Source organism: Streptomyces sp. bgisy100 (assembly GCF_057709105.1).
In genome coordinates this window covers 280591-307584 of record NZ_JBYITE010000001.1, presented here as the reverse complement: position 1 = coordinate 307584, position 26994 = coordinate 280591, and the positions used below count along the sequence as shown (strand labels likewise).

Genomic DNA, 26994 nt, shown 5'->3' with positions numbered 1-26994 from the left:
GAGCCTTAACGGAGCCGTCGCCATGGGGCACTACAAGTCGAATCTCCGCGACATCGAGTTCAACCTCTTCGAGGTCCTCGGCCGCGACACGGTGTACGGCACCGGCCCGTTCGCGGAGATGGACGTCGAGACCGCCAAGAGCGTGCTGTCCGAGATAGCCCGTCTCTCGGAGAACGAGCTGGCCGCGTCCTACGCCGACGCGGACCGGAACCCCCCGGTGTTCGACCCGGAGACCAACACCGCGCCCGTCCCGGCCAGCTTCAAGAAGAGCTACCAGGCCTACATGGACGCCGAGTGGTGGCGTCTGGGCATCCCGGAGGAGCTGGGCGGCACCTGCACCCCGCGCTCGCTGCTCTGGGGCTTCGCCGAGACCATCCTCGGCTCCAACCCGGCCGTGTGGATGTACGCCTCCGGCCCGGCCTTCGCGGGCGTCCTCTACGACGAGGGCACCGAGCAGCAGAAGCACATCGCGAAGATCGCCGTGGAAAAGGGCTGGGGCTCCACCATGGTGCTCACCGAGCCGGACGCCGGCTCCGACGTGGGCGCCGGCCGCACCAAGGCCGTCAAGCAGGAGGACGGCTCCTGGCACATCGAGGGCGTGAAGCGCTTCATCACGTCCGGTGAGCACGACATGTCGGAGAACATCCTCCACTACGTGCTCGCCCGCCCCGAGGGCGCCGGCCCCGGCACCAAGGGCCTCTCCCTCTTCCTCGTGCCGAAGTACGAGTTCGACTTCGAGACCGGCGAGCTGGGCGAGCGCAACGGCGTCTACGCCACCAACGTCGAGCACAAGATGGGCCTCAAGGCCTCCAACACCTGCGAGATGACCTTCGGCGACCGCCACCCGGCCAAGGGCTGGCTCATCGGCGAGAAGCACGACGGCATCCGCCAGATGTTCATGATCATCGAGTTCGCGCGGATGATGGTCGGCACGAAGGCGATCGCCACCCTCTCCACCGGCTACCTGAACGCCCTGGAGTACGCCAAGGAGCGCGTGCAGGGCCCGGACCTGGCCGCCTTCACCGACAAGACCGCCCCGCGCGTCACCATCACGCACCACCCCGACGTGCGCCGCGCGCTCATGACGCAGAAGGCGTACGCCGAGGGCATGCGCGCCCTGGTGCTCTACACCGCGACCGTCCAGGACGAGATCCTCGTCAAGGAGGCCGCGGGCGAGGACGCCTCCGCGCTGAGCCGCCTGAACGACCTGCTCCTGCCGATCGTGAAGGGCTACGGCTCGGAGAAGTCCTACGAGCAGCTCGCCCAGTCCCTGCAGACCTTCGGTGGCTCCGGCTACCTGCAGGAGTACCCGATCGAGCAGTACATCCGGGACGCCAAGATCGACACCCTCTACGAGGGCACCACGGCCATCCAGGGCCAGGACTACTTCTTCCGGAAGATCGTCCGGGACCAGGGCCAGGCGATGACCGCCCTCTCCGAGGAGATCAAGAAGTTCCTCGCCGAGGCCGTCGGCGGCGAGGGCCTGGCCGAGGCCCGCGAGGAGCTGGCCAAGGCCGCGGTCGACCTCGAGGCCATCGTCGGCGCCATGCTGACCGACCTCGCCGGCACCGAGAAGGACGTCAAGTCCATCTACAAGGTCGGCCTCAACACCACCCGCCTGCTGATGGCCTCCGGTGACGTCGTCATCGGCTACCTGCTGCTCCGCGGCGCGGCGGTGGCGGCCGACAAGCTGTCCTCGGCGTCCGCCAAGGACAAGGCCTTCTACGAGGGCAAGATCGCGGCGGCGAAGTTCTTCGCGCACAACGTCCTGCCGGGCGTCGCCGTGCAGCGCAACCTCGCCGAGACCATCGACAACTCCCTGATGGAGCTGGACGAGTCGGCCTTCTGAGCCGGGTGATCCACTGACGGTGCAGCCGTGACGGGGCCCCTGTCCGCTTGATGCGGACGGGGGCTTCGTCGTGGGTGGCGGGGCCACGGGACACCCGGCGGTCGCGCCCGGCGCCCTGGGCACCCGCCCGTCGCTCTCTGTCCGGTCCCTTCGGACAACGGCCTGCCCGTTCGGATCCAGCCCGTCCCGTCTCCTGTCCGATCCAACAGGACTGCCCGGCTCTCGTGCCCGATCCAGCAGGACTGCCCGGCTCCCATCCAGCAGGTCTGCCCGGCTGCCCTGTCCGCAGCAACAGACTGCTCGGCTCCCCTGTCCGACCCAACAGGACTGCCCGGCCACGGGCCCGGCCTCACCCGTCGCCGCCCGCGGCCGGCCCGCCCACCGTGCGCCCCGCGGCCGCCGGCCCACGCCCCGGCGCCGACCCGCGAGGACCGCGGAACGCGTCACACCCGCTCCAGCTCCGGGAAAGGCATGCGGCCTGCTCTCTATGCTGTTTGCATGAGCGCGCACGCCCGCTTCGACCGCGGCCACACCGACGACCTGATCACGTTTCTCGCCGGGAGCCCCTCCCCGTACCACGCGGTGGCGAGCGCGGCCGCCCGGCTGGAGAAGGCCGGGTTCCGTCAGGTCGAGGAGACCGCGGCCTGGGACGGCAGCACCGGCGGCAAGTACGTGCTGCGCGGCGGGGCGATCGTGGCCTGGTACGTCCCGGAGAACGCGCGCCCGGAGACCCCGTTCCGGATCGTGGGCGCCCACACCGACTCGCCCAACCTCAGGGTCAAGCCCATCCCGGACACCGGCTCGCACGGCTGGCGGCAGATCGCCGTCGAGATCTACGGCGGCACCCTCCTCAACACCTGGCTCGACCGGGACCTCGGCCTGTCCGGGCGGCTCACCCTGCGCGACGGCAGCCACCGCCTCGTCGCCGTCGACCGGCCGCTGCTGCGGGTCCCCCAACTCGCCGTCCACCTCGACCGGTCGGTCAACAGCGAGGGCCTCAAGCTCGACAAGCAGCGCCACATGACGCCGATCTGGGGTCTCGGCGACCCGCGCGAAGGCGATCTGATCCGCTTCGTCGCCGGCGAGGCGGGCGTTCCCGCCGACGACGTCACCGGCTGGGACCTGATGGTCCACAGCGTCGAGCCCCCCGCCTACCTCGGCCGGGACCGGGAGCTCCTCGCCGGGCCGCGGATGGACAACCTCCTGTCCGTGCACGCGGCCACCGCCGCCCTGGCCGCTGTCGCCACGTCCGGCCAGGAACTGACCCACATCCCCGTCCTCGCCGCCTTCGACCACGAGGAGAACGGCAGCCAGTCCGACACCGGCGCCGACGGCCCGCTCCTCGGGAACGTCCTCGAACGGTCGGTCTTCGCCCGCGGGGGCAGTTACGAGGACCGGGCCCGCGCCTTCGCAGGAACGATCTGTCTCTCCTCCGACACCGGGCACGCCGTCCACCCCAACTACGCCGAGCGGCACGAGCCCGGCCACCATCCGATGCCCGGCGGCGGCCCGATCCTCAAGGTCAACGTCAACCAGCGCTACGCCACCGACGGCAGCGGCCGGGCCGTGTTCGTCGACGCCTGCGACCGGGCGGGGGTGCCGTGGCAGTCCTTCGTCTCCAACAACTCGATGCCGTGCGGCACCACGATCGGGCCCATCACGGCGGCACGGCACGGCATCGCGACCGTCGACATCGGCGTCGCGATCCTGTCCATGCACTCGGCCCGTGAGCTCTGCGGCGCCGAGGACCCGTACCTTCTCGCCAATGCCCTTTCGGCATTCCTGGGGGACTGAGTTGGAATTCTCGCTGCTCGGGCCGGTCACCGTCACGGGTGGATCCGGTGAGCTGCCGCTCGGACCCGCCAAGCGGCGCAGTGTGCTGGCGATGATGCTGCTCCAGCCCAACGTCATCGTCTCCCTCGAGCAGCTGATCACCTGCCTCTGGGAGGACGAGCCACCGGCCCACGCCCGCACGGTCGTCCAGGGACACGTGTCGCGGCTGCGGGCCGTTCTGGCGGAGGGCGGCGCCGAACTGCACGGCATCGAACTGGCCACGCACGGTTCGGCGTACCTGCTGCGGCTTCCCGAAGAGCTGCTGGACGCCCACCGTTTCAGTGAACTGCTGGACCTCGCCCGGCCCGAGAGGGCCCCCGGCGACGCGGTGGGGCTGCTGCGCGAGGCGCTGAGCCTGTGGCGCGGGCCGGCGCTCACCGGCACCGTGCCGAGCCCGCCGTTCGCCGCCGCGTCGCACGCCCTGGAGGAACGGCGGCTGGCAGCCGTCGAGGCGCTGGCCACCGCGCACGTGGCACTCGGCGAACACGAGCAGGCCGCCGTCGTGCTGTACGCCGAAGCCGCCGCCAACCCGCTGCGCGAAGGGCTCGTCGCCGACCTGATGCAGGCGCTGTACCGGTCGGGCCGCCAGTCGGACGCCATCAGCTGGTTCCACCGGACCCGGCAGCTCCTCGGCGAGGAACTGGGCGTCGACCCCGGGGAGCGGCTCACCCGCGCCTACGAGGACATCCTGCACGCGGAGGCCGCCACCCCCGCGCCCCATCACCCTTCGCAGCGGCACACGACGACCGGACCGGAAGCATCCGGAACCACAGACTCCGGATACACCGAGTACACCGCGCCCTCCCTGCTGCCCCGGCCGCCGGCCCGTTTCCTCGGACGGGAGATCCAACTGCGGGAACTGTCCGACTGGTTCACCGCCACCGCGCAGGGGGAGAGCCCGGTCGCCGTCGTCACCGGGCCCGCCGGGGCGGGCAAGACCGCCTGCGCCGTGCAGTGGGCACACCAGCACGCCGGCGCGTTCCCCGACGGACAGCTCTTCGCCGACCTCGGCGGCTTCGGCGAGGGCGAGGAGGCCCACCCGGCCGCGGTCCTGCGGGAGTTCCTCATCGGACTCGGCACTCCGCCCGACCGGGTCCCCCCGTCGGTGGAGGCGACATCCGCGCTCTACCGCACCATCGCGGCGCGCCGCAGGCTCTTGGTCGTCCTCGACAACGCCCGCAGCTCAGCGCAGGTACGGCCGCTGCTGCCGGGCGGCCCGTTCTGCGCGACCCTGGTGACGAGCCGGAGCCGGCTCGACGGACTGGTCGCCACCGACTGCGCTCGGCCCGTCCCGGTGCCGGCGTTCGGGGCGGACGAGGGGGTGGCGCTGCTCGGCGCCATGCTCGGCGCGGAGCGGGTGGCCGACGATCCGCAGGCCGCCAGGGAGTTGGTGGATCTGTGCGACGGCCTGCCCCTCGCACTGCGCGCTGCCGCCGCGCAACTGACGGCCCGCCCGCGCTGGCGGCTGGCCCGGCTGGCGGCCGCGCTCCGCGACGAACGGCGCCGGCTGGCCCTGCTGTCCGCGGAGGACGCCGGGGTCGCCGCGGCACTGAGGAATTCGGTGGCGCGGCTCTCGGCGGACGACGCCCGGCTGCTCAGCACCCTCGCCATGGGCTCCGGCCGCCAGGTCGACGCCTCGGCCGCGGCCGCCCTCGCCGGTTCGGATCCCGACCGCACCCGGGACGGCCTGGACCGGCTCGCCGAGATGCATCTGGTGGACGAGGAGGCCACGGACCGCTACGTCATCAGCGCGCTGGTGCAACTGTTCGCCCGCGAGGCGGAAGCCGGTGCGGGGCCGGACGGGGCTGTGCCGGACCGTCCTGCGCGGCCCGACACCGACCGCCCGGGGGCGGCACCACCCGGGGACGCGGAGCGGTAGGGACGCGGAGCGGTAGGGGCACGGACCAGCAGGGCAGACGGTCCGGCGAGGCGGGGACGGGTGTCCGGGCCGGAACCGGCCCGGGCGGAGCGTTAGGCGGAAGTTAGCGGCACGGCAACGCCCCACGGCAGGGTTCCCCCTGTACTCGTCAGCCGCCCAGCCCCACGGGAGACCGACATGCCGTCCGCCATCCCCCGCCAGTCCCGTTCGCTGCGTCTCGCCGCGGTGTGCCTGACCGCCGTGGCCGCCCTCGCACTCACCGCGTGCAACGACGGTTCGGGCGCCGGGGTGCGGATCTCCGACGACTCCACGAACAGCCTGGAAACGACCGGTTCACCTGAGGCGAGCCCGTCGGGGTCGCCCACTCCGACGGCCTCGGGACGGGCCGGCGCGGGCCGGGACGACGACAGCGCGGGTCCGGATGGCGAACGGCGCCGCGCAGGCGGAGGGCGCGGGGCTTCCGGTCTCCGGGGAGAGAGCGACGCACGGAGCGACACCGGCCGGGCGCAGGCGGGCGAGGGAGCGGAGCCGGGGTCCGGGCGGCCGGGCAACGACGGACACGGCTCCGGCGGGGAGGCCGGGACCGGCGAACGACGGGCCGGGAGCGGGCAGGAGCCCGGCAAGACGTCGGGTGGGGCCGACGGTCAGGAGTACAGCCTGGGCGGCGCCTTCGCCCCGGGTGACGCCGCCGGGCGGACGGGTCCGGTCTGCACCACCGCGAACACCGTTCTGCGGATCAAAGCCATCGAACGCCCCGTCAGGGACCTGGTCCTGATGGCCACCAACACCTCGCGGACCGCCTGCGACGCCGCCTCCGGCCCCCGAGTGGCCCTGGGCACCGGCCGGTCCGCCCTCGACCGGGCGGAGACCAGCAGGTCGCAGTCGGTCACCACGATCCCGCCCGGCGGCACCGTCTACGCCGGCATCCGTCTCTCCGGTACGGACACGGGCGCGGACACCGGGAAGGGGTCGGGCCGCTACGTCATTTCCGAACTCCGCGTCGATGTCACCGGGACGGACGGGAAGCGTGGCGCAGGCCGTCCGGTGATCCTCAGGGCCCCGGGCGGCCCGGCCCACGCCGACGCCCACGCCCGGGTGACGTACTGGCTGGACAGCATGGCCGACGCTCTCACCTGGTGACGCACCGGACCGGCTGAGACGGCGGCCCGGGAACGGCCCGGGTCCCGGAGGAGACGCGGCCGGCCGGATTCCCGTCCGGTTCCCGTACGACCGGCTCTCCTGGGCGGGCCCCATGAGGCCTCCACCGCATGGCCGTTCCGGACCCGGGTACCCGAAAAGGGTCCAGTCCGTCACAGGTCCGGCAGCAGCCGGCCCCGGTCACGGAACAGCCATACGAACAACGAAGGCGGACACCATGGGTATCGGCGGGTGCATCGGTCTGATCGCGGTAGGGGCGATCCTCACCTTCGCGACCGACTGGCACATGGCCGGGGTCAACATCGACCTGGCCGGCCTGATCATGATGGCGGTCGGATTCATCGGCCTCGCGGCGTACGTGAGCATTCTGAAGCGCCGGCGGGTCCAGCCTCCGGCACCGGGCGCTCCAGTGGTCGAGGTCGAGGACGAACACCGCTACTACCGCTGATCGTTCCCGCGGCCGTCGCCGGCGCTGTCCGCTTCAGCGGGACACTCACCGTCGGTCCCTCCACCGTCAGTCCCTCCGCGAGCTGTCCCGTCGGCCGGGACGCCATCGGCAAACGCTGCGCGGCACCCGTTCACCGGGGGACCGTCAACAGCAGCCGAGCCGACTCCGGACAGCTGTCCCGTTCACCAGGACACTGCTGCTGACATACGACTGCGCGGCGCCGAGGGCGGACCAGGGTGCCGAGACACGACCGCCGCGCCGCTGACGTCCGGTGAGCTCTCCGCCTCCCACCGACCCTGAGTGATGGGCTGCCGCTGGTGCACATCGCCGTGCACACGGATCCCACCCCCCACCCGCCACATGTGCGGCCCTGCCCCCGATGTCAACGGGCCCGGAGCCCGGCGTCACCCCTCGTCCAATCCGGCGAGCAGCAGCGGAAGCCGGTCCGCACCGTCCGCGGTCACCCGGACGGGGACGCCCCAGTCCTGCTGGTGCACATGGCAGGCCGGGTACTCGTTCGCCGGGTCGTCGTCGCAGGACGCCGCCATCGCCGAGACGTGCAGCACGCCGTCCGTGACCCCCTCGGCCAGGACGAGGTCCCGGCTGAGGTCCGTACCCGTACCGGCGCCGTCCGCCAGCAGTTCCGGCGGCGAGGAGCTGACGATCAGGCGGGTCGACGGGCCGTACCGCTCATCGAGCTTCTGGCCGGCCGGGGCCCGGAAGACCACGTCGAGCCGCAGCGTCCCCGGGGCGATATCGGTCGCCGTCCGCTGCGTCCGGTGCGCGACCGATTCGACCCGCACGGCCTCCTCGGGCAGCCGCAGCCGGGTCAGTCGGTGACGGGCGGACTCCACGACCACGATGTCACCGTCCACCAGCACGGCTCCGGACGGCTCCCGCAGGTCGGTGGCGAGGGTGCTCACCTCGTCGGTGTCCGGGTCGTAGCGGCGCAGCGCGTGGTTGTAGGTGTCGCTGACGGCGACCGAGCCGTCGGGCAGCGCGGTCACGCCCAGCGGGTGCTGGAGCAGGGCCTGTCCGGCGGGACCGTCCCGGTGCCCGAAGTCGAAGAGACCGGTTCCGACGGCCGTGCGGATCGCGAAGCCCTCGCCGTCGCGCTCCGCCCAGCGCACGGCGCTCGTCTCGGAGTCGGCGATCCACAGCCGTTCCTCGGTGGCCGCGAGCCCGGACGGCTGGGCGAACCAGGCGTCGGCCGCGGGCCCGTCGACCAGGCCCTCGTTGGTCGTGCCGGCGGCGGCCTCGACGGTGCCGGCCGACGGGTCGTACGTCCACAGCTGGTGCACACCCGCCATGGCGATCCACAGCCGGTCCGCCCACCAGGCCACGTCCCAGGGAGAGGAGAGGTTCACCTCGCGGGCGGGTCCGGACGTGGGCGAGCCCTGCCACCACTGGCGGCCGGTGCCGGCGAGGGTGCCGACCTCGCCGGTGGCGGGGTCGAAGCTGCGCAGCGCGTGGTTGACGGTGTCGGCGACGGCCACCGTGCCGTCGGGCAGCAGGGCCAGGCCCTGCGGTTCGCTGAACCGCGCCCGGTCCGGCCCGCCGTCGGTGAACCCGCGCTCACCGGTTCCGATGCGGCGGAGCACCGTCTCGCCGTCCCCGGCCAGCTCCACCAGGGCGTGCCGCGTCGTGTCCGAGACGAGGAAGGTGCCTCCCCCTGAGGTTCCCGCCCCGGAGGTCCCTTCCGGCAGGAAGAGGGCCTTGCCGGGGAAGCGCAGCTCGGTCGCGACGGGCTCGGGTGCGACATACGGGCCGTCGCCGCGGCGCAGCGTGCCCTTGGCGGTGTGCGTGGCCTCCAGCTCCTCGACGAGCTTCTCCAGGGCGTGGGCGTGTCCCTCACCGGCGTGCTGGGCTACGACGTAGCCCTCGGGGTCGATGACGACGAGCGTGGGCCACGCGCGCACCGCGTACTGCTTCCAGGTGGCCAGGTCGGGATCGTCGAGGACGGGGTGGTGGACCTCGTACCGCTCGACGGCGTCCACGACCGCCTGGTGCTCGGCCTCGTGCACGAACTTGGGCGAGTGCACCCCGATGATCACGACAGTGTCGCGGTGCTTCTCCTCCAGCTCGCGGAGCTCGTCGAGAACGTGCAGGCAATTGACACAGCAGAACGTCCAGAAGTCCAGAATGACCACTCGTCCTCGCAGGTCGGCGAGGGTGAGGTCGTTGCCGCCGGTGTTGAGCCAGCCGCCCTTCCCGATCAGCTCGGGAGCGCGGACGCGTGCACGTGGAGCCATGTCCTCAGCCAACCACATGCGGGACGTGGTCATTCCTGCGGCTCATTCCGCGGCTGGGCGCCTCATTACGGCCCGGGGCTGGGCGCCACGGCTGGTTCCTGCGGCGGTTCCCTCCGGCTGAAGCCTGCCGTCGGCTTCTGGGGGCGGGTCCAGGTTTTCGGGGCCGGTCGCCGGGCTGGCTGGTTTCCCGGGGCCGGGCTGCCGGAGCTCTCGCGGCGCGGGGCTCTCACAGCGCCGCGCGCTGAGCCGCACGGGCGGCCCCGGGCAGGGGGCGTGGGTGGGGGTACGCGACAGGCGGGCCGGGTGCGCCTACGGGCGGCGGTCGGGGTCGGGCAGGCCCAGCATCCGGTCACGCTGCGCCGGGAAGTCCTCCCTGGTCCGGGCCACGCGCTTCGGGTCCAGCTGCACCGTGAGCACCTCCTCACCCGTGCCCCCTTCGGCGAGGACCTCGCCCCACGGATCGACGACCAGGCTGTGCCCCGCCTGCTCCACCCCGGAGTGGGTGCCGGCCGAGCAGCAGGCCAGGACGTAGGCCTGGTTCTCGACGGCGCGGGCGCGGGACAGCAGGGTCCAGTGCTCGCGGCGCCGGGCAGGCCACCCTGCGGGGATGACGAGCAGCTCGGCACCGGCCATGGTGAGCCGCCGGAAGAGCTCCGGGAAGCGGAGGTCGTAGCAGGTGGCCAGGCCGATGACGGTGTCCGGGACGCCGACGGTGACGATCTCGTCGCCGGCCCCCATCATCACGGCCTCACCCTTGTCGAAGCCGAACCGGTGGATCTTGCGGTAGGAGCGGTGGAACGCGCCGTCGGGGCCGAAGACGAGAGAGGTGTTGTAAAGGGTGCCGTCGGGCGCCTTCTCGACGATCGAGCCCGCGTGCAGCCAGACCCGGGCGTCGGCAGCGGCAGCGGCCATCGCCTCGGAAGTGGGGCCGAGCGCGGACTCCGCACCGTCCGCCGTGGGAACCGGCTCGGCGTGGTCGGTGAAGCTCTCGTAGGCGAAAGCACCCACGTGCCACAACTCGGGAAGGACCACGAGATCGGCGTCGGACTGGGCACGGACGAGAGCAGCTACTCGCTCACGGCGGGATTCGACCGACTCCTGCTGATTCACGTCGATCTGGAGCAATGAGGCGCGCACACTATCACCAGTCTCATGGTTCGAGCGTTCGAATCGAGGCGGTCAACAGGCCCTACGATCAGTCGTGAAAGCACTGCCGGGGTGCCCGTGCGCAGCGTAACTTAACTGGCAGAGCCGAGGCTCGAGCACCCAGCCCACGTACCAACCGCCCGAGGGGTCACGTGACCGTCCACCCAAGCCTCCAGACCTACGTCGACGCCTGGACCCACTCCATCGAGGCAATATCCGAGCTGGTGACACCGCTCGTCGAGGGCGAGTGGAACCGCGCCACCGCCTGCCCGGGCTGGTCCGTGCGCGACGTGGTCTCCCATGTCATCGGGGTCGAATGCGAGATGCTCGGCGACCCCCGTCCGATCCACACCCTGCCTCGCGACCTGTACCACGTGACGAACGAGCTCACCCGGTACATGGAGGTCCCGGTCGACGTCCGGCGGTGCCACACGGCGCCGGAGATGACGGCGGAGCTCGAGTACACGGTCATCCGCCGCTCCCGGCAGCTGCGGAACGAGACCCGGGACCCGGACACCAGGATCCGCGGCCCGCTCGGCAGTGAGACGACGCTGGAGCACGCCCTGCGGCTGCGGGCCTTCGACGTCTGGGTCCACGAGCAGGACCTGCGACGGGCCGTGGGCAGGCCGGGCAACCTCGACTCGCCGGCCGCGTTGGTCGCCCGCGACCTGCTGCTGGAGGCACTGCCGAAGGTCGTCGCCAAGGACGGGGACGCGCCGCCGAATTCGGCAGTTGTCTTCGACGTGAGCGGGGAACTGGAGTTCATCCGTACGGTCCGGGTGGATGCCGAGGGGCGGGGCTCCATCACCGGCAGCCCGTCGTTGGGCCCCACGGCGACGCTCTCGCTGGGCTGGGAAACCTATGTGCTGCTGGCCTGCGGGCGGGTCAAGCCGGACACCGTGGCGGAGTCAGTGAAGATCGAAGGCGAGCAGGAACTCGCCCTGACGATTCTGCGGCGGTTCGCCATCACGGTGTAGCGGCGCGGGGTCCTGTCACGGGGTCGTGTCACGGGCGCTGCCCGAAGACTAGGCAGGGACGTGGACCGTCTCCACCCGGCTGGCCACGATCCGTTCACGCTCCAGCCGGTCCGCCCGGCGCCGCAGTCGCAGGATCTGCGAAAGCCCCAGCGCCTCCAGGACGAAGACGGAGGCGAAGGCGATCCGGTAGTTGTCGCCGGTGGCGTCGAGCAGGACACCGATGGCCAGCAGCGTCACCATCGAGGCCGTGAAGCCGCCCATGTTGACGATGCCCGATGCCGTACCCATCCGCTCGGGCGGATTGGCGGGACGGGCGAAGTCGAAACCGATCATCGAGGCGGGCCCGCAGGAGCCCAGCACCAGGCAGAGCGCGGTCAGCAACCACACCGGTGCCTGTCCGCCCGGCCAGCCCAGGGCAAGCCCCCAGACGAGCGCGGTCGTGGCGACCGTGCCGAGCGCCAACGGCATCCGGGCACGGTGATGACGGGCGATGACCTGTCCGTAGACCAGCCCGACGGCCATGTTGGAGAGCACGACGAGGGTGAGCAGTTCCCCGGCGACGCCCCGGGAGAGCCCCTGCGCCTCGACCAGGAACGGCATCCCCCAGAGCAGCATGAAGACCATCGCGGGGAACTGGGTGGTGAAGTGCACCCACATGCCGAGCCTCGTACCGGGCTCGCGCCAGGCAGCGGCGATCTGTTTCCGTACGAAACCGCCGCCGGCATGCGGGACGGTCCCGGGCTCGAAGCCTTCGGGATGGTCCTTGAGGAACAGCAGGATCAGCACCAGGACGAGGACGCCGCCGAGCGCGCTGCTCGCGAACGTCGGGGTCCAGCCCACGCTGTGCAGGAGCCGGGCGAGCACCATCGTGGAGACCAGGTTGCCCGCCATGCCGAACAGCGCGGCGACCTGTGCGATGAGCGGGCCCCGCCGAGCGGGGAACCAGCGTGCGCCGAGTCGCAGCACGCTGATGAACGTCATGGCGTCCCCGCAGCCGAGAAGAGCACGCGCGGCGAGGGCGGCGCTGTACGAATGGGAGAACGCGAAGCCGAGCTGGCCGACCGTGAAGAGGACGACACCGAGGGACAGCACCTTCTTCGTGCCGAGCCGGTCGACCATCAGCCCGACGGGTATCTGCATCCCGGCGTAGACCAGGAGCTGGAGGATGGAGAACGTCGACAACGCCGAGGCATTGATGTGGAACCGGTCGGCGGCGTCGATGCCGGCGATGCCCAGACTGGTCCGGTAGGTGATGGCCACGAAGTAAACCGCGACACCGAGCCCCCAGATGGCCACAGCACGTCGTCCTCCGGGCGGGTCCCCCGGAAGCCGTAGCTCGCCGCTCACCGCTCGTCTCCGCGGACCAGGTTCTTCACCCAGCTGACGTGCTGGTGGACGGCGGCGGCCGCGGCTTCCGCGTCACCGTTGCGCAGGGCCCGGAGGATCTCCGCGTGCTCAGTGATGTTCTTGGCGATCCGGTCCGGGTGAGCGTGCATCACAGCGACGCCCATCCTCAGCTGGCGGTCACGCAACTGGTCGTAGAGCCGCTCGAGAATCTGGTTCCCGGCGTTGCGAACGATTTCGGCGTGGAAGCACCGGTCGCTGGCTGCCACTGCGGCCAGATCGCCTTCTGCGGCGAACCGACGCTGCTCCTCCAGCAGTTCCTCCAGCCGCTGGATGAGCCTTGGTCCCGCGGGAACGGCCTTGCGAACTGCGTGCTCCTCGACGAGCAGGCGCGTTTCGACGACATCCCCGATCTCCTGAGCGGAGACCGGAAGCACCAGCGCGCCCTTCTTCGGGTAGAGCTTGATGAGCCCTTCGACCTCGAGACGGAGCAGCGCCTCGCGCACAGGCGTCCGGGAGACGCCGACGGCATCGGCGAGGTCCCCCTCGGTGAGCAACGTGCCGCCCTCATAGCGGCGGTCGAGGACTGCCTGCTTGACGTGGCTGTACACCCGCTCGGCAGCGGGAGGTTGCTTGGCGGGGGCAGCAGCGGAAGACATGCGCACAGCATAGATACAACACGTATGCGTCGGCCTGTACCGTCCGAGATACGGACACAGCTCTCAGACACTCGTGAGCGGCCTCACGCCACCGCGGTGAAGTCACCCGGTTCATTGAGGTAGACGTGCCCGGTGGGTGCGGTCCAGGTCGTCCGCCCGGTGGCAGGGTCACGCGTGACCGACCAGCCGGCGTGGTGCTTCAGCATGTGATGCCGACGGCACAGGGCGACGAGGTTGTCCGGCGTCGTCGGCCCACCGGACGCGAAGTCACGGTGATCGAACGGCACGACGTGATCGAGGTCGCAGCGGTGAGCCGGCATCCGGCAACTCGGAAAGGCACAGCGCCGGTCCCGGATGGTGACATGGCGCGTGACGTCGGCCGTAGGCCGGTAGGTGGTGGGATCGACCTTGAGCAGTATCCCCGTCCCGGGATCTGTGATCAGGCGTCGCCAGACCGAGCCCGGATCCGAGGCGAGCGCCCGCGCCTGGACAGCGGTGACCGCGCCGTACCCTTCGAGTTCCGCAGGCTCCTCGGAGACACCGATCAGTGTGTCCAAGGAAACCGTCACCTGGATGGTTGGCGCCGAACGCCCGCCTGCGCTGATCGGCCGGAGGGTCGCCCCGTCCTCAAGGAGTTCCATACCGCTGAACGGGACGTCTCCGTGCAGAACCAGGTCGACCAGCGCGTCCACCCGCCGCTGCTCCAGAGTTCGCCCGGCGTCCACTCCCGGCCGGCTCTCCGGGCCACGCGCGCCCTTCGCGCGCCGGTGTTCCTCCGCGCCCTGCAGGCAACGGGCGTGGGCGTCGACGGCGGCATCCAACTGCGCTGCCTGTTCTGCGGGCAGGTAGACGGACCACCAGGCCATACCGTCCTGGTCCATCCGGTGAGAGACCCTCCGCTCGGCACGCGCCGACCGGTGACGGCCGTCCGCGCCCTCCGGGTCGGCCTTCAGTACCGCGCGGTGCAGCGCCTTACGAGTGGCCGACACGGCCTGCTCGGGCATCTTGCGTACCACCAGCGTCTCGACCCGCGCCGCGGTCGCGCGCGGCAGATTGCGCGTCACGTCGACGACGGCGTGTGCCTGCATGTAATGGATCCGCCCCGCTTGGAGCAGGTCCAGAGTGGCACGGAAGGTGCGGGTCAGATGCCGGGCGGTGGCCAGGCGGGTGGCAGCCGTGCGGTTCGAGATCCGTAACGCACAGGCGACCTGTTCACAGGTGAAATCCCACACCTTCTCCGCGGGGCTGTCACCCTCAGGGGCGGGGTCGACCCGGTCGGCGTCCAGCGCACCCAGCAGCCGTACCTGCAGAGCCTGAACCCACTCGGCGTGACGCTCCAGAGCCCGCAGCGCGTCGATCCGGCCCGCCGCGGAAAGCTGGGCCGGGTCCAGGTCTCCAAGGAGTGGGGCGGTCTCCGGGCCCGGCGCACATGTCGCAAGACAGGCGGCCCGTTCGTCCGGCGACACCGGATTTGCAGCTCCAGACCCCGCAATGCCGCCGCCACCCACACCGGCACCCGCAGTCGCAGTCGCAGTCGCCGAGGGAGCGTCTGCCGTTCCCCGGTCGGCTCCCGCAGAAGAGGCTTGTCCTGCCACCTCTGCCACTCCGTCCACGCAGCACATTCCGTTCATGATGTCTCCCCCATCCCCGATGAACCTCTCGCTCGTACGGAGGTTCGCAAGCCATCCTTAATCACGGAGAGTGATGAATCCAGGCTCCGCAGGGTGAATCACTCCATCAGGTGGCACGGAAGGCTGTCGGGAACGGCTGCCAGGGCGAGCCACGTTCGCCCTGCACAAGAGGCACCGGCGTGCGTCCCGTCCGGCCGGACAGGGCAGTACAGCGCGGTGGCCCGCCTGCTCGACGCAGACGGGCCACCGTCACAGAGTGCAATCTCCAGCTATCGACCACCGGGGGCACCGATGCGCCACTCACCAGCCGGAGAAGTCCGAGGCGACCGGCGATCAACACCCAGCTGCCAACCACCGCCGACCATCGGCCCGTGCTGTCCGGCGCCCGGCTTCGGGCATCCGTCGAGCGGGCGGGGCGGGCAGCTCCTGGCCACAGATCCGGTCAGTGCTGCGGCCGTCCTGCGGCCGGCCCTCGGTCATGTCAGCCATCGGCGCTCCAGAGCGCCTGGCCGACAGCCAGGGGCCGACCGGTGGACCGGCTCCGGCGGTCCACCGGAGCCGCAAGACGGCCAGGTCAGCTCAGCCCCAGGTGACGAGCCTCTTCGGATCCTCCAGGACCGACGCGATGTCCGAGAGCACCTTGGAGCCCAACTCGCCGTCGACCAGTCGGTGATCGAAGGAGAGCGCAAGAGTCGTCACCTGGCGGGGCTTCACCTTCCCCTTGTGGACCCACGGCTGAAGCTTGACCGCTCCGAACGCGAGAATCGCCGACTCCCCCGGGTTGAGGATCGGGGTACCGGTGTCGACACCGAAGACGCCGACGTTGGTGATGGTGACCGTGCCGCCCTGCATCGCAGCGGGGGAGGTCTTGCCCTCCCGCGCGGTGGACACCAATTCACCGAGGGACTCGGCGAGCTCGGCCAGGGTCATGGCGTGGGCGTCCTTGATGTTCGGGACGATCAGGCCACGCGGGGTGGCCGCAGCGATCCCCAGGTTCACGTAGTCCTTGCGGACGATCTCCTGGTTGGCCTCGTCCCACGCCGCGCTGATCTCCGGGTTGCGCCGGATGGCGATGAGCAGCGCCTTCGCCACCAGCAGGAGCGGGTTGATGCGCACACCCGCCATGTCCGGGTCCTGCTTGAGCTTCTGCACCAGCTTCATCGTCCGCGTCACGTCCACGGTGATGAACTCGGTGACGTGCGGTGCGGTGAAGGCGCTGGTGACCATCGCCTGGGCGGTCGCCTTGCGAACGCCCTTGATCGGCACCCGCGTCTCCCGGGCTCCCGGGGCGAACGTCTCAGCACCCTCGGGTGCGACGGCCGGCTGTGCCACCGGTGCCGGGGCCGGGGCCGGCGGCGTCACCGGCGCGGCTTCGGTGGCCGCCATGGCCGAAGCCGCGGCAGCGTGCACGTCCTCGCGGGTGATCACACCGTCGCGGCCCGTCGGGGTCACCGCGGCCAGATCGATGCCCAGGTCCTTCGCAAGCTTGCGGACCGGGGGCTTGGCGAGTGGCCGCGCCCCACCGGGCTCACCACCGGACGGCGCCGTGGGGGTCACTGCCGCAGGGGCACCGGTGTGTCCGTTCAGCTCCGCCTGGATCGCGGCGGCTGTCGGCCGCGGCGCGGCCGTGCCGTTGTTGCCGCCTGCGCCGGCACCCGCCTGCCCCGGCACGGAACGCCCCGGAACCGCCTGCCCCGGCTGCGGCTTGCGCGGCCGGCGCTTCGTCGAGGAGACGGACACGCCGTAGCCCACGAGAACCGGCTGGCGGCCCTCCGGCTCGGTGTTCTGCTCGGCGGCCGGAGCGTCGGCCGCCGCAGTGCCCGGCTCTGCCGCCGCACCCGCCTCGGACGAGGCCGGGGCCGGGGCCGGGGCTGGAGCAGCTCCCCCGGGCGCGGTGTCCACCGAGATGATCACCGTGCCGACGTCCACCGTCGTGCCCTCGGCGAAGCGCAGCTCGTGCACCTGCCCGTCGAAGGGGATCGGCAGCTCGACCGCCGCCTTGGCCGTCTCCACCTCGCAGACCACTTGGCCGTCGGTGACGGTGTCACCGGGCTGTACATACCACTTGAGGATCTCCGCCTCGGTGAGTCCCTCGCCCACATCGGGCATCTTGAACTCTCGGAAGCGCTGACCGGTCTCAGTCATCGTCACGAACTCTCCTCAAGCCCCTCAGTACGCCAACGCGCGGTCGACGGCGTCCAGCACCCGGTCGAGCCCCGGCAGGTACTCGTCTTCCAGCCGGGCCGGCGGGTACGGGGCGTGCATGCCGCCGACCCGCAGTACCGGAGCCTCCAAGTGGTAGAAGCACCGCTCGGTGATCCGGGCGGCGATCTCCGAACCCGTACCCAGGAATACCGGAGCCTCGTGGACGACGACCAGCCTTCCGGTCTTCTCGACGGACTGCTGGACCGTGTCGAAGTCGATCGGGGACATCGAGCGCAGGTCCACAACCTCGAGGGACTTGCCCTCCTCGGCCGCCGCGGCGGCGGCTTCGACGCAGACCTTCACCATCGGCCCGTAGGCGGCCAGCGTGAGGTCGGTGCCCTGCTGCGCGACCCGGGCCTTGTGCAGCGGGCCGGGGATGGCGGTGGTGTCCACCTCGCCCTTGTCCCAGTAGCGGCGCTTCGGCTCGAAGTAGATGACCGGGTCGTCGCTCTCGATGGCCTGCTGCATCATCCAGTAGGCGTCCGAGGCGTTGGACGGGGAGACCACCTTGAGGCCCGCGACGTGCGCGAAGAGAGCCTCGGGCGACTCACTGTGGTGCTCGACGGCGCCGATACCGCCGCCGTAGGGGATCCGGATGACGACCGGCAGCTTGATCTTGCCGAGCGCCCGGGCGTGCATCTTGGCGAGCTGCGTGACGATCTGGTCGTACGCGGGGAAGACGAAACCGTCGAACTGGATCTCCACGACGGGGCGGTAGCCGCGGAGCGCCAGACCGATCGCGGTGCCGACGATGCCGGACTCGGCCAGCGGGGTGTCGATGACCCGCTCCTCGCCGAAGTCCTTCTGCAGACCGTCGGTGACGCGGAAGACACCGCCGAGCTTGCCGACGTCCTCGCCCATGATGAGGACCTTGGTGTCGGTCTCCATGGACTTGCGGAGCGACTCGTTGATCGCCTTGGCGAGCGAGAGCTTCTCGACAGCCATCTCAGTTCCCCTCCTCGGCGAAGGACGCCTGGTACGCAGCGAACTGCGCGCGCTCTTCGTCGACCAGTGCGTGGCCATCGGCGTAGACGTTCTCGAACATCGCCATGGAGTCCGGGTCGGGCATGGCGCGTACGGCCTCCCGGACCCGCTTCGCGAGCGCGTCGCTCTCGGTCTCCAGCGCGGCGAAGTACGCCTCGTCGGCGTGCCCTTCCTTCTCCAGGTAGGCCTTCAGCCGCTGGATCGGGTCCTTGGCCTCCCAGGCCGCCCGCTCGTCGTCCTGGCGGTACTTGGTCGGATCGTCGGAGGTCGTGTGAGCACCCATGCGGTAGGTGAAGGCCTCGACAAGGGTCGGGCCCTGGCCACTGCGGGCCCGCTCCAGCGCGGACCGGGTCACGGCCAGGCAGGCGAGTACGTCGTTGCCGTCGACCCGGACACCGGGGAAGCCGAAGCCCTGGGCGCGCTGGTAGAGCGGGACGCGGGTCTGCCGCTCGGTGGGTTCGGAGATCGCCCACTGGTTGTTCTGGCAGAAGAACACCACGGGGGCGTTGTAGACCGCGGAGAAGGTAAAAGCCTCGGCGACGTCGCCCTGGCTGGAGGCGCCGTCCCCGAAGTAGGCGATGACGGCGGAGTCGGCGCCGTCCTTCGCCACACCCATCGCGTAACCGGTCGCGTGCAGCGTCTGCGAGCCGATCACGATCGTGTACAGGTGGAAGTTGTTGCTGTTCGGGTCCCAGCCGCCGTGGTTCACGCCGCGGAACATGCCGAGCAGATTGGTCGGGTCGACCCCGCGACACCAGGCGACACCGTGCTCACGGTAGGTGGGGAAGACGTAGTCGTCGTCGCGCAGCGCACGGCCGGAGCCGATCTGGGCAGCCTCCTGGCCGAGCAGCGATGCCCACAGGCCCAGCTCGCCCTGCCGCTGCAGCGCGGTCGCCTCGGCGTCGAAGCGCCGGGTCAGCACCATGTCCCGGTACAGGCCGCGCAGCTCGTCGGGGGTCAGGTCGATGGAGTACTCGGGGTGCTCGACCCGCTCGCCCTCCGGCGTCAGCAGCTGTACGAGCTCGGGCTGGCCGGCCGGTGGCTTCTTGGCGCCGGCTCGCTTGCCGCTGCTGCGACGCGGTTTCCGCGCGGCAGTGCTCTCCACGGTCACGGTGTGCTCCTCCGTCTGTCCGGCCCCCGGGATCCGCCGGGTGGCCTGGTGTCCCCCCTGGCCGTCGGCCAGGGGAGGGGCTCACCCGCTTCGGAACGGCGCACGGGGTAGGTGCGGCGGGCCGAACGGGCGTGACAGGCGCCCGGACAGTGGCCTGCAACACGCACGTTACCCAGTGCTTCGCATCTCTGCGAAACCCCTCCTGACCTGCGATTTTGCTTGGATTTCCAAGTAAATCGAGAAATTCGGGAACAACCACTGGTCACAGCCTTGCAGCCCTCCGGGCCAACGGCACGTTATCCCGGAGGGCAAGAGCACGGGAAGAGTTCGTGTGTGAGACTGACTATGTGTCCGAAGAAGGAAGAATTAGTGTATTTCTCCTCGACGACCATGAAGTGGTACGACGCGGCGTTCATGACCTTCTGTCGGTTGAGGACGATATCGAGGTGGTCGGCGAGGCCGGCACCGCCGCGGACGCGCTGGCCCGCATTCCGGCCACCCGCCCCGATGTAGCCGTGCTGGACGTGCGGCTTCCGGACGGCAGCGGAGTGGAGGTCTGCCGGGAGATCCGCTCGGCGAGCGAGGACATCAAGTGCCTGATCCTGACCTCGTACGCCGATGACGAAGCGCTCTTCGACGCGATCATGGCAGGGGCGGCCGGCTACGTACTGAAGGCGATCCGCGGCAACGAGCTGCTGTCCGCCGTGCGGGACGTCGCGGCCGGCAAGTCCCTGCTGGATCCGGTGGCGACGGCACGGGTACTGGACCGGCTGCGGGCCGGGAATGTCCCGGAGAGCGACTCCCGGCTGGCGAACCTCACCGAACAGGAACGCAAGATCCTGGAACTGATCGGAGAGGGCCTGACCAACCGGGCCATCGGCGAACGACTTCATCTCGCTGAGAAGACGATCAAGAACTACGTCTCCAGCCTGCTGGCGAAGCTCGGCATGGAACGTCGCTCCCAGGCCGCCGCGTACGTGGCCCGACTGCAGGCGGAGAAGCCCTGACCCTGCCCCTGACCCCGGCCCCCGAACGCCGGCGCCGAGACGCGGCGGCGGGTGAGTTGCCCGCGATCGGCCCGGCTGCCCGGATCGGGACCAACGGCCTCCGCTTCGAGGGCCGCCGCCCCTAGGGGCTGTCCGCTTCGACCGGACAGGCTGGTGGGCATGTCCCCCGATCCCTCCTCCCCCGACCCGTCCACCGAGCCCGCTTCCCCGTCCGGCACCGCACCCGGCACACCACCCGGCCCTGCCTCCGGAACCACCCCCGAGCCCGCCGCCGGGCCCTCTTCCGGCAGCCGCGCGATCGACCTGCTGCGCAGCATCGCGTACGGCCGTCTCTCGGTGAGCATGCGCGCCCTGCCGTTCGTGACTCCGGCACGACACATCGTGGCGGACGGCAGAGTGCTGCTGCGGCTGCACCGTGGATACGGCTACCACCGGGCCTGCGACGGCAATGTGGTGGCCTACGGGGCGGACAACATCGGACACGGCACCGAGGACATCTGGTCCGTCCAGTTCACCGGGACAGCCCGCAGCGTCGACCCGGAGCCGCGGGAACTCGCCCTGTTCGGGCGGATGCCGCGCTCCGCCGACAGTGACCCCTTCGAGCCGGCATATCTGCACGTCGAGCCCCGGTTCATCACCGTGCACGACCTGTCCGGCGTCCCGCTGCGACATTCCGGGCACACTGTGTGACCCCAGGTGATCTAACATCTGGCGAGTGCCGCGCTCATATGCCGCCTCGGCTTCTCGCGCCCCGCTGCCATCGCCCCGGACCGCTCCGGACGGCGACGGCGGCCCGGGTGCTGCGCCGGACGGCGGCCCCGACGCCGACGACGGGCCCGCCGGCGAGACTCCGGACGGCGGCACCCTGTGCGCCCTGTTACGCCGGTACGAGGGCGCGGGCGAACCGCTGTCCTGCGAGCGCCTCACACAGGGCCTGCTGAACCGCGGCTACCACCTGGCCACCACGCGCGGCCGGTACTTCCTCAAGCACCACCTCGACGGCGACCGCGCCGCCATCACCCGCCAGCACGGCGCGACCGCACGGCTCGCCGTGCTGGGCCTGCCGGTCGCCCCGCCGGTCGCGGACGCCGAGGGGCGCACCGTCGCCGTGATCGGCGGCCGCTGCTACGCGCTGCACCCCTGGGTGGACGGCCGGCACCGCGGCGGCGGCGAGCTGACCGCCGCCCAGTCACGGCGCCTGGGGTCCCTGCTGGGGCTGGTGCACACCTGTCTGGAGCGGGTGATGCAGCAGTCCGCGGTCCCCGAGGCGGAGGCCCGGGTGGAGAGCGCCGACCCGTCGGACACCTTCGAACTCATCGAGGAGCTGCTGGCGCTCGCCCGCGCGAGGCGGCCCCGGGACGCCTTCGACGAACTGGCCGAGCACCGGCTCGTCGAACGGCGGGCGTTACTGGAGCGGCACGCCCACCACCGCCCGGAAGCCGGTGCCGAGCCCGCGACGGGCTGGGTGCACGGCGACTTCCATCCGCTGAACCTGCTCTACCGGGGCGCCGAGCCCGCGGCGATCCTCGACTGGGACCGGCTGGGCGTCCAGCCGCGCGCCGAGGAGGCGGTCCGGGCCGCGGCGATCTTCTTCGTCGGCCCCCGGGGAACGCTGGAGCTGTCCAAGGTGCGGCCGTACGCCCGCGCCTACCGGCGGGCCACCGGCGCCGCACCGGAGGAGCTGGCGGCGGCCGTTCACCGGGTCTGGTGGGAGCGGCTCAACGACTTCTGGATGCTGCGCTGGCGCTACCAGCTGCGCGACGGCAGGGCGGACCCGCAGTTCCCCGCGGCGGCCGCGCTGTCGGTCTGGTGGACCCGGGAATACGAGGCCGTGCGCGACGCCTTCGCGGACTGAGCGAACCGGCCCGGTCCGGGTGGACCGGGCCGGACAGGCGACCGGGGCGGGGCCGACAGCCCGGGCGGGCGGCCCCGACAAGGCAACTCGGGCCAGGTTCAGCCCGTCGGCTCTCCGACCGTGCCGGGGCTGCCGATGGCGCCCTCGTCGTCCCCGTTGCCGCCGTCGGTCGCGGTGTCGTCCTCCGAGGGGACCGGAGTCTCGCCCGTACCGCCGTCGCTCGTACCGCTCGAGGTGCTCTCGCTGGGCTGCTCGCTCGGCGACACCGACGGTGTCGAGGACGGTGTGTAACTGGGCGTGTACGACGGAGTGTAGGACGGCGTGTAGTCGTCCTGGCCGCCCACCGAGCTGTCGCCGGTGTCGGTGTCCTCCGTCGTCTCCTCGTCCGAGGGCTCGCTCGACTCTTCCTTCGTCGTCTGCGAGCTGCTGGGGCGCTGCTTGGGGTCGTCCTTCGTCGTGGTCTTCATGTTCTGGACCGCCACCACGACCCCCACCGTGACCGCGATCACCGCGAGTGCGGCGAGCAGCCACGCCTTGCCACGGCCGCCCTTGCCGTTGCCGCCGCCCTGCCGGTGGCCTCCGTCGAAGCCGCCGTCGTCGTCCCGGCCACCCGGCAGGATCGGACCGCCGACGCCCATCTGCGAGGTGTCGCCGTGGCTCGGGTGCGGCAGCACGCTGGTGCCGGCCAGCCCCATCGCCGGGGACCCCATGCCCGCGTGCTCGACCGGCCCGGTGTCCCACACGCCGGTGTGGCCGCCCTTGTCGGTCAGCATCTGCAGCGCGTACTGCACCAGCCCGCGCATCTCCTCGGCGCTCTGGAACCGGTCGTCCGGGTCCTTCGCCAGGGAGCGCATGACGAGACCGTCGAGCTCCGGCGGCACCGAGTCGGAGACCTCCGACGGCGCCACCGGGGTGTCCTGAACGTGCTGGTAGACCACCGAGAGCGGCGTCTCGCCGGTGAACGGCGGGCGCAGCGCGAGAAGTTCGTAGAGAAGGCAGCCCGTGGCGTACAGGTCGGAGCGGTGGTCGACGGCCTTGCCGAGGGCCTGCTCGGGGGAGAGGTACTGCGGGGTGCCCATGACCATGCCGGTCTGGGTCATGGTGGACTGGGCGCCGTGCAGGGCGCGGGCGATGCCGAAGTCCATGACCTTGACCGCACCGCTGTTGGTGATGATCACGTTGGCGGGCTTGATGTCACGGTGCACGATGCCGTGGTGGTGGCTGTAGGCCAGCGCCTCCAGCACACCGGAGACGATGATCAGCGCCTGGTCCGCCGGCGGTGCCTCCGCGTTGAGCAGGAGGTCGCGGATGGTGCGGCCCTCGACCAGCTCCATGACGATGTACGGCACGGTGTTGGGGCCGACGACGTCCTCGCCGGAGTCGTAGACGGCGACGACGGCGTGGTGGTTGAGGCCCGCGACGGACTGGGCCTCGCGGGTGAAGCGGGCCTTCGAGACCGGGTCCTCGGCGAGGTCGGCGCGGAGGAGCTTGACGGCCACGGTGCGGCCGAGCCGCACGTCCTCCGCGGCGAAGACCTCGGCCATGCCTCCGCGGCCGAGGCGGTGGGTCAGGCGGTAGCGGCCGTCGCCCACAAGTCCGCCGCTACCCCACTGCTCCGGTGCGTCGGGGGTTCCCCCGCCGGAGGCCTCGGGTTCGGACGGGCCCTGGGCGCGCTGCGTCTGTGCCATCGGTCCTCGCCGTCATTTCTGTCCGCGGCTCGAATGGCTGCGGTCCTACGGTCTTCCGCTAAGGCACGCTACAGGGTCCGGAGGGCGCGCCGTCCCGTGATGGACAGGCCATCAAACCCGCTCCGGAAGGAGCGGCGCAAATCCCGTGGTGAGCCCGTAACGCTTCATGAACTCTTCCTGCGCAACCAGTCACGGAACGGGCATGCGGCTTGACGTGTCCGACCCCTGCGGCAGACTTTGGCGAGAATCACAATCGCAGCATTGCCGAAATCGGTACACCGGGCCGCGTTGCCAGGCTGCGTGCCACGGGGGGAGCAGGAAAATGAGTCAGGACGGTGCTCAGGGACGCTACGAGGGCCGTGCGGTCGGCGGCGGCCGCTACCAGCTGCGCGACCTGCTCGGCGCCGGCGGCATGGCATCCGTGCACCTGGCCTACGACACCGTGCTCGACCGACAGGTCGCGATCAAGACACTGCACACCGAACTCGGCCGGGAACAGTCGTTCCGCGAGCGGTTCCGCCGCGAGGCGCAGTCCGTGGCGAAACTCTCACACACCAATATCGTCTCCGTCTTCGACACCGGCGAGGACGCGCTGCCGGACGATCAGGGCGGCGGCGCGGTGATGCCGTACATCGTCATGGAGTACGTCGAGGGCAAGCCGCTGCGCTCGGTGCTCGACGCCGATGTGGCGCAGTACGGCGCAATGCCCGCCGACAAGGCACTGAAGATCACCGGCGATGTGCTGGCGGCGCTCGAGGTGAGCCACGAGATGGGCCTGGTCCACCGGGACATCAAGCCGGGCAACGTGATGATGACCAAGCGCAATGTGGTCAAGGTCATGGACTTCGGCATCGCCCGCGCCATGCAGTCCGGGGTCACGTCGATGACGCAGACCGGCATGGTCGTCGGCACTCCGCAGTATCTGTCGCCGGAGCAGGCGCTGGGCCGCGGTGTGGACGCCCGGTCCGACCTGTACTCGGTGGGCATCATGCTCTTCGAGCTGCTGACCGGGCGGCTGCCGTTCGACGCGGACTCGCCGCTGGCCATCGCCTACGCCCACGTCCAGGAGGAGCCGGCCGCACCGTCGAGCATCAACAGCTCGATCCCTCCGGCCGTGGACGCACTGGTCGCGCGGGCCCTGAAGAAGAACCCCAACGAGCGTTTCCCGACGGCCGAGTCGATGCGCGACGAGTGCGCGCGCGTGGCGGGGAGCGGGCAGACCGGGGCCGCGCCGATCATCATCGCCGGCGGCCCGGCGGCCCGCAGCGGGGCGGGCGTGGGGTCCGCGGTCTTCCCGCCGGTGGACCAGCCCACTCCGCCGGCGCCGCAGGTGCAGACCCCGTACCAGCCCCACCCGTCCAGTGGTCAGATGGGCAGTTTCGGGCCGTCCACCCCGCCGCCCCCGACGCACCCGCTCCAGCAGGGCTACCCGAGCCCGCCGCCGTCCCCGTACGCCGGCGGCCCCCAGACTCCGCCGCCGTACTCGACGCCGCCCGTCACGCCGTCGACCGGCGGCAGCGGGGGGAAGAACAGCGCGTCGGTGATCGTGGGCGCGACCCTCGTGGCACTGCTGGCGATCGGCGGACTGATCACCGCGATCGTGGTGAGCAAGGGCGACGACAGCGGCGGACAGCAGGCGAGAACCGGAAACGCGTCCCAGTCGGAGAAGCCGGACCCGGACGACGACGATGACGACGAGGCGTTCAACCCCGGCGACAAGACGAAGACCGTCAAGCGCGAGGCGTGCACCGAGGCGTACGAGTACTACGACGACAAGTCGAAGCTCACGGCGCCGGACTTCCAGTACCGCGACATCACCTCGGTGAAGGACTGCCTGCGCGCAGCCGGGTGGAAGTACGAGGTGGTGCGCGAGAACGAGAACACCTGGGGCAAGGACCTGGTGCTGCGTCAGACTCCGCTGGACGGCGACCCCTTCGACCCGAACGACAAGACGGCGAAGTTCGTCCTCACCATCTCCACGGGCAAGCCCTCCTGACGCCGGCCGGTGGGCCGACGGGTCCTCGGGGCAGTACGGGGACGCCGCCCACCACGCCAGGGCTGCGGGGTGCGGATGGCGGAGTGAGCACGACAGAGGATCCGCCCGGCGCACCGTGCCGTCCGTCCGGAGGCCCCGGCGCGCGATGTGCGCCGGGGCTGCCTCCGGGTATCAGTTCAACGGAACTGCGGGTGCGGCCCGATGCAGCACTCCGTGCTCCATCGGTCGACTCGTGACGCTGAGCGCTGACGCCGGTCACGGGACGGCTGCGGGCTCCCTCCGGGCAAAGACCCTCGATCCCGAGCCGACGGCAGCCATCCCCGCACCCGGATCAGCGGCTGAGGTGCCGATGGCCCGCCGGATGAGCTTCGGAGATCAGAGGTACGGCCCCGAGCGGGCACCGCCGTGGGCAGGCACGTCCTCGCCGTCCTCGGCGCCCATCACGCCGGGCGGGAGAGCCCGGCGCATCTGCTCCAACTGCGCCCGCGCCGCCATCTGCTGTGCGAACAGCGCGGTCTGGATGCCGTGGAAGAGACCCTCCAGCCAGCCGACCAACTGGGCCTGGGCGATACGCAGTTCGGCCTCGGTCGGAATGGCCTCGTTGGTGAAGGGAAGCGACAGCCGCTCCAGCTCCTCGACGAGTTCCGGCGCGAGGCCGTCCTCCAGCTCCTTGACCGAGCTGGCGTGGATCTGCTTGAGCCGTACCCGGCTCGCCTCGTCGAGAGGAGCCGCCCGGACCTCCTCCAGAAGCTGCTTGATCATGCTGCCGATGCGCATGACCTTCGCGGGCTGCTCGACCATCTCCGTCACCGGGACCTCGCGCGACTCGTCGTCGCCCTCCCCGCTGCCGGGGTTGGCGTTGCCGAGAGCCATTCCGTCGGGTCCGACGACCAGGACGTGGGGGCTCTCCTGCGACCGTTCGTTCCTCGGCATCTCCATGCCGCCCATTCTCTCGCACCCCTGCCTCGAAGG

General features: G+C 71.0%; 20 protein-coding genes. 10 read left to right on the top strand and 10 right to left on the bottom strand.

The window, feature by feature from the left end:
• The first annotated feature begins 22 nt into the window (after positions 1 to 22).
• The 5 genes from AC3EQ1_RS01445 (at position 23) to AC3EQ1_RS01425 (ending at position 7167) form a co-directional block, all read left to right on the top strand.
• Positions 23 to 1849, top strand: a complete 1827-nt coding sequence (locus tag AC3EQ1_RS01445) for an acyl-CoA dehydrogenase (RefSeq protein ID WP_432092365.1) — start codon at positions 23 to 25, stop codon at positions 1847 to 1849.
• Positions 1850 to 2347: 498 nt separating this feature from the next.
• Positions 2348 to 3643 carry a M18 family aminopeptidase gene (locus AC3EQ1_RS01440; protein WP_432092364.1) on the top strand — a complete coding sequence of 432 codons (1296 nt, stop codon included), beginning with the start codon at positions 2348 to 2350 and terminating at the stop codon, positions 3641 to 3643.
• Position 3644: 1 nt separating this feature from the next.
• A complete protein-coding gene (locus tag AC3EQ1_RS01435) occupies positions 3645 to 5561 on the top strand; it encodes an AfsR/SARP family transcriptional regulator (RefSeq protein ID WP_432092392.1) in 1917 nt (638 codons plus the stop codon).
• 177 nt (positions 5562 to 5738) lie between these two features.
• Positions 5739 to 6701 carry a DUF4232 domain-containing protein gene (locus AC3EQ1_RS01430; RefSeq protein ID WP_432092363.1) on the top strand — a complete coding sequence of 321 codons (963 nt, stop codon included), beginning with the start codon at positions 5739 to 5741 and terminating at the stop codon, positions 6699 to 6701.
• Positions 6702 to 6936: 235 nt separating this feature from the next.
• A complete protein-coding gene (locus tag AC3EQ1_RS01425; protein ID WP_432092362.1) occupies positions 6937 to 7167 on the top strand; it encodes a hypothetical protein in 231 nt (76 codons plus the stop codon).
• A 404-nt stretch (positions 7168 to 7571) separates the two neighbouring features.
• Here AC3EQ1_RS01425 and AC3EQ1_RS01420 read toward each other — a convergent pair whose 3' ends face one another.
• Together AC3EQ1_RS01420 and AC3EQ1_RS01415 are read right to left on the bottom strand one after the other, a co-directional pair.
• Positions 7572 to 9419, bottom strand: a complete 1848-nt coding sequence (locus tag AC3EQ1_RS01420) for an NHL domain-containing thioredoxin family protein (protein WP_432092361.1) — start codon at positions 9417 to 9419, stop codon at positions 7572 to 7574.
• 309 nt (positions 9420 to 9728) lie between these two features.
• Positions 9729 to 10556 (bottom strand): carbon-nitrogen family hydrolase, encoded by an 828-nt coding sequence (locus AC3EQ1_RS01415; protein ID WP_432092360.1) that lies wholly within the window; start codon positions 10554 to 10556, stop codon positions 9729 to 9731.
• 161 nt (positions 10557 to 10717) lie between these two features.
• Here AC3EQ1_RS01415 and AC3EQ1_RS01410 point away from each other — a divergent pair, with 161 nt between their 5' ends.
• Positions 10718 to 11542, top strand: coding sequence for a maleylpyruvate isomerase family mycothiol-dependent enzyme (locus tag AC3EQ1_RS01410; RefSeq protein WP_432092359.1), 825 nt, complete (start codon positions 10718 to 10720; stop codon positions 11540 to 11542).
• Positions 11543 to 11590: 48 nt separating this feature from the next.
• On the opposite strand, the gene AC3EQ1_RS01405 is transcribed toward AC3EQ1_RS01410, so the two are convergent.
• The 6 genes from AC3EQ1_RS01405 to pdhA all read right to left on the bottom strand — a co-directional run bounded on the left by AC3EQ1_RS01405 (position 11591) and on the right by pdhA (position 19476).
• Entirely contained in the window at positions 11591 to 12922 is a 1332-nt protein-coding gene (locus AC3EQ1_RS01405; protein WP_432092391.1) for an MFS transporter, read from the bottom strand.
• Complete coding sequence (locus AC3EQ1_RS01400; RefSeq protein WP_432092358.1) at positions 12886 to 13545, bottom strand: GntR family transcriptional regulator; 660 nt, start codon at positions 13543 to 13545, stop codon at positions 12886 to 12888. The genes AC3EQ1_RS01405 and AC3EQ1_RS01400 overlap by 37 nt, the downstream gene beginning before the upstream one ends.
• Positions 13546 to 13628: 83 nt before the next feature.
• Positions 13629 to 15011 (bottom strand): HNH endonuclease signature motif containing protein, encoded by a 1383-nt coding sequence (locus AC3EQ1_RS01395; RefSeq protein WP_432092357.1) that lies wholly within the window; start codon positions 15009 to 15011, stop codon positions 13629 to 13631.
• 744 nt (positions 15012 to 15755) lie between these two features.
• Positions 15756 to 17321, bottom strand: a complete 1566-nt coding sequence (locus tag AC3EQ1_RS01390; protein WP_432092390.1) for a dihydrolipoamide acetyltransferase family protein — start codon at positions 17319 to 17321, stop codon at positions 15756 to 15758.
• A gap of 24 nt (positions 17322 to 17345) precedes the next feature.
• The gene (locus AC3EQ1_RS01385; RefSeq protein ID WP_351506640.1) at positions 17346 to 18326 is read right to left on the bottom strand and encodes an alpha-ketoacid dehydrogenase subunit beta; all 981 of its coding nucleotides are present in this window, start codon (positions 18324 to 18326) and stop codon (positions 17346 to 17348) included.
• 1 nt (position 18327) lies between these two features.
• Positions 18328 to 19476, bottom strand: a complete 1149-nt coding sequence (gene pdhA / locus AC3EQ1_RS01380) for a pyruvate dehydrogenase (acetyl-transferring) E1 component subunit alpha (RefSeq protein WP_432092356.1) — start codon at positions 19474 to 19476, stop codon at positions 18328 to 18330.
• 347 nt (positions 19477 to 19823) lie between these two features.
• Here pdhA and AC3EQ1_RS01375 point away from each other — a divergent pair, with 347 nt between their 5' ends.
• The 3 genes from AC3EQ1_RS01375 (at position 19824) to AC3EQ1_RS01365 (ending at position 22338) form a co-directional block, all read left to right on the top strand.
• On the top strand, positions 19824 to 20483 hold the full coding sequence (locus tag AC3EQ1_RS01375) for a response regulator (RefSeq protein WP_432092355.1): 660 nt from the start codon (positions 19824 to 19826) through the stop codon (positions 20481 to 20483).
• A 159-nt stretch (positions 20484 to 20642) separates the two neighbouring features.
• The gene (locus AC3EQ1_RS01370) at positions 20643 to 21173 is read left to right on the top strand and encodes a pyridoxamine 5'-phosphate oxidase family protein (RefSeq protein ID WP_432092354.1); all 531 of its coding nucleotides are present in this window, start codon (positions 20643 to 20645) and stop codon (positions 21171 to 21173) included.
• Between the two features lie 175 nt (positions 21174 to 21348).
• Positions 21349 to 22338 (top strand): phosphotransferase, encoded by a 990-nt coding sequence (locus AC3EQ1_RS01365; RefSeq protein WP_432092389.1) that lies wholly within the window; start codon positions 21349 to 21351, stop codon positions 22336 to 22338.
• A 98-nt stretch (positions 22339 to 22436) separates the two neighbouring features.
• Here the strand turns inward: AC3EQ1_RS01365 and AC3EQ1_RS01360 are convergent, their stop codons facing one another.
• Positions 22437 to 24026 carry a protein kinase domain-containing protein gene (locus AC3EQ1_RS01360; RefSeq protein WP_432092353.1) on the bottom strand — a complete coding sequence of 530 codons (1590 nt, stop codon included), beginning with the start codon at positions 24024 to 24026 and terminating at the stop codon, positions 22437 to 22439.
• A 322-nt stretch (positions 24027 to 24348) separates the two neighbouring features.
• Here AC3EQ1_RS01360 and AC3EQ1_RS01355 point away from each other — a divergent pair, with 322 nt between their 5' ends.
• On the top strand, positions 24349 to 26022 hold the full coding sequence (locus AC3EQ1_RS01355; protein ID WP_432092352.1) for a protein kinase domain-containing protein: 1674 nt from the start codon (positions 24349 to 24351) through the stop codon (positions 26020 to 26022).
• Positions 26023 to 26397: 375 nt separating this feature from the next.
• On the opposite strand, the gene AC3EQ1_RS01350 is transcribed toward AC3EQ1_RS01355, so the two are convergent.
• A complete protein-coding gene (locus AC3EQ1_RS01350; RefSeq protein ID WP_432092351.1) occupies positions 26398 to 26961 on the bottom strand; it encodes a bacterial proteasome activator family protein in 564 nt (187 codons plus the stop codon).
• Between the last annotated feature and the right edge of the window lie 33 nt (positions 26962 to 26994).

Coding starts and splice junctions, on each gene's coding strand:
- AC3EQ1_RS01370 (WP_432092354.1), top strand. CDS start 20,643: ATGTCCCCCGATCCCTCCTCCCCCGACCCGTCCACCGAGCCCGCTTCC.
- AC3EQ1_RS01425 (WP_432092362.1), top strand. CDS start 6,937: ATGGGTATCGGCGGGTGCATCGGTCTGATCGCGGTAGGGGCGATCCTC.
- AC3EQ1_RS01385 (WP_351506640.1), bottom strand. CDS start 18,326: ATGGCTGTCGAGAAGCTCTCGCTCGCCAAGGCGATCAACGAGTCGCTC.
- AC3EQ1_RS01355 (WP_432092352.1), top strand. CDS start 24,349: ATGAGTCAGGACGGTGCTCAGGGACGCTACGAGGGCCGTGCGGTCGGC.
- AC3EQ1_RS01390 (WP_432092390.1), bottom strand. CDS start 17,321: ATGACTGAGACCGGTCAGCGCTTCCGAGAGTTCAAGATGCCCGATGTG.
- AC3EQ1_RS01350 (WP_432092351.1), bottom strand. CDS start 26,961: ATGGAGATGCCGAGGAACGAACGGTCGCAGGAGAGCCCCCACGTCCTG.
- AC3EQ1_RS01430 (WP_432092363.1), top strand. CDS start 5,739: ATGCCGTCCGCCATCCCCCGCCAGTCCCGTTCGCTGCGTCTCGCCGCG.
- AC3EQ1_RS01400 (WP_432092358.1), bottom strand. CDS start 13,545: ATGTCTTCCGCTGCTGCCCCCGCCAAGCAACCTCCCGCTGCCGAGCGG.
- AC3EQ1_RS01445 (WP_432092365.1), top strand. CDS start 23: ATGGGGCACTACAAGTCGAATCTCCGCGACATCGAGTTCAACCTCTTC.
- AC3EQ1_RS01420 (WP_432092361.1), bottom strand. CDS start 9,419: ATGGCTCCACGTGCACGCGTCCGCGCTCCCGAGCTGATCGGGAAGGGC.
- AC3EQ1_RS01360 (WP_432092353.1), bottom strand. CDS start 24,026: ATGGCACAGACGCAGCGCGCCCAGGGCCCGTCCGAACCCGAGGCCTCC.
- AC3EQ1_RS01440 (WP_432092364.1), top strand. CDS start 2,348: ATGAGCGCGCACGCCCGCTTCGACCGCGGCCACACCGACGACCTGATC.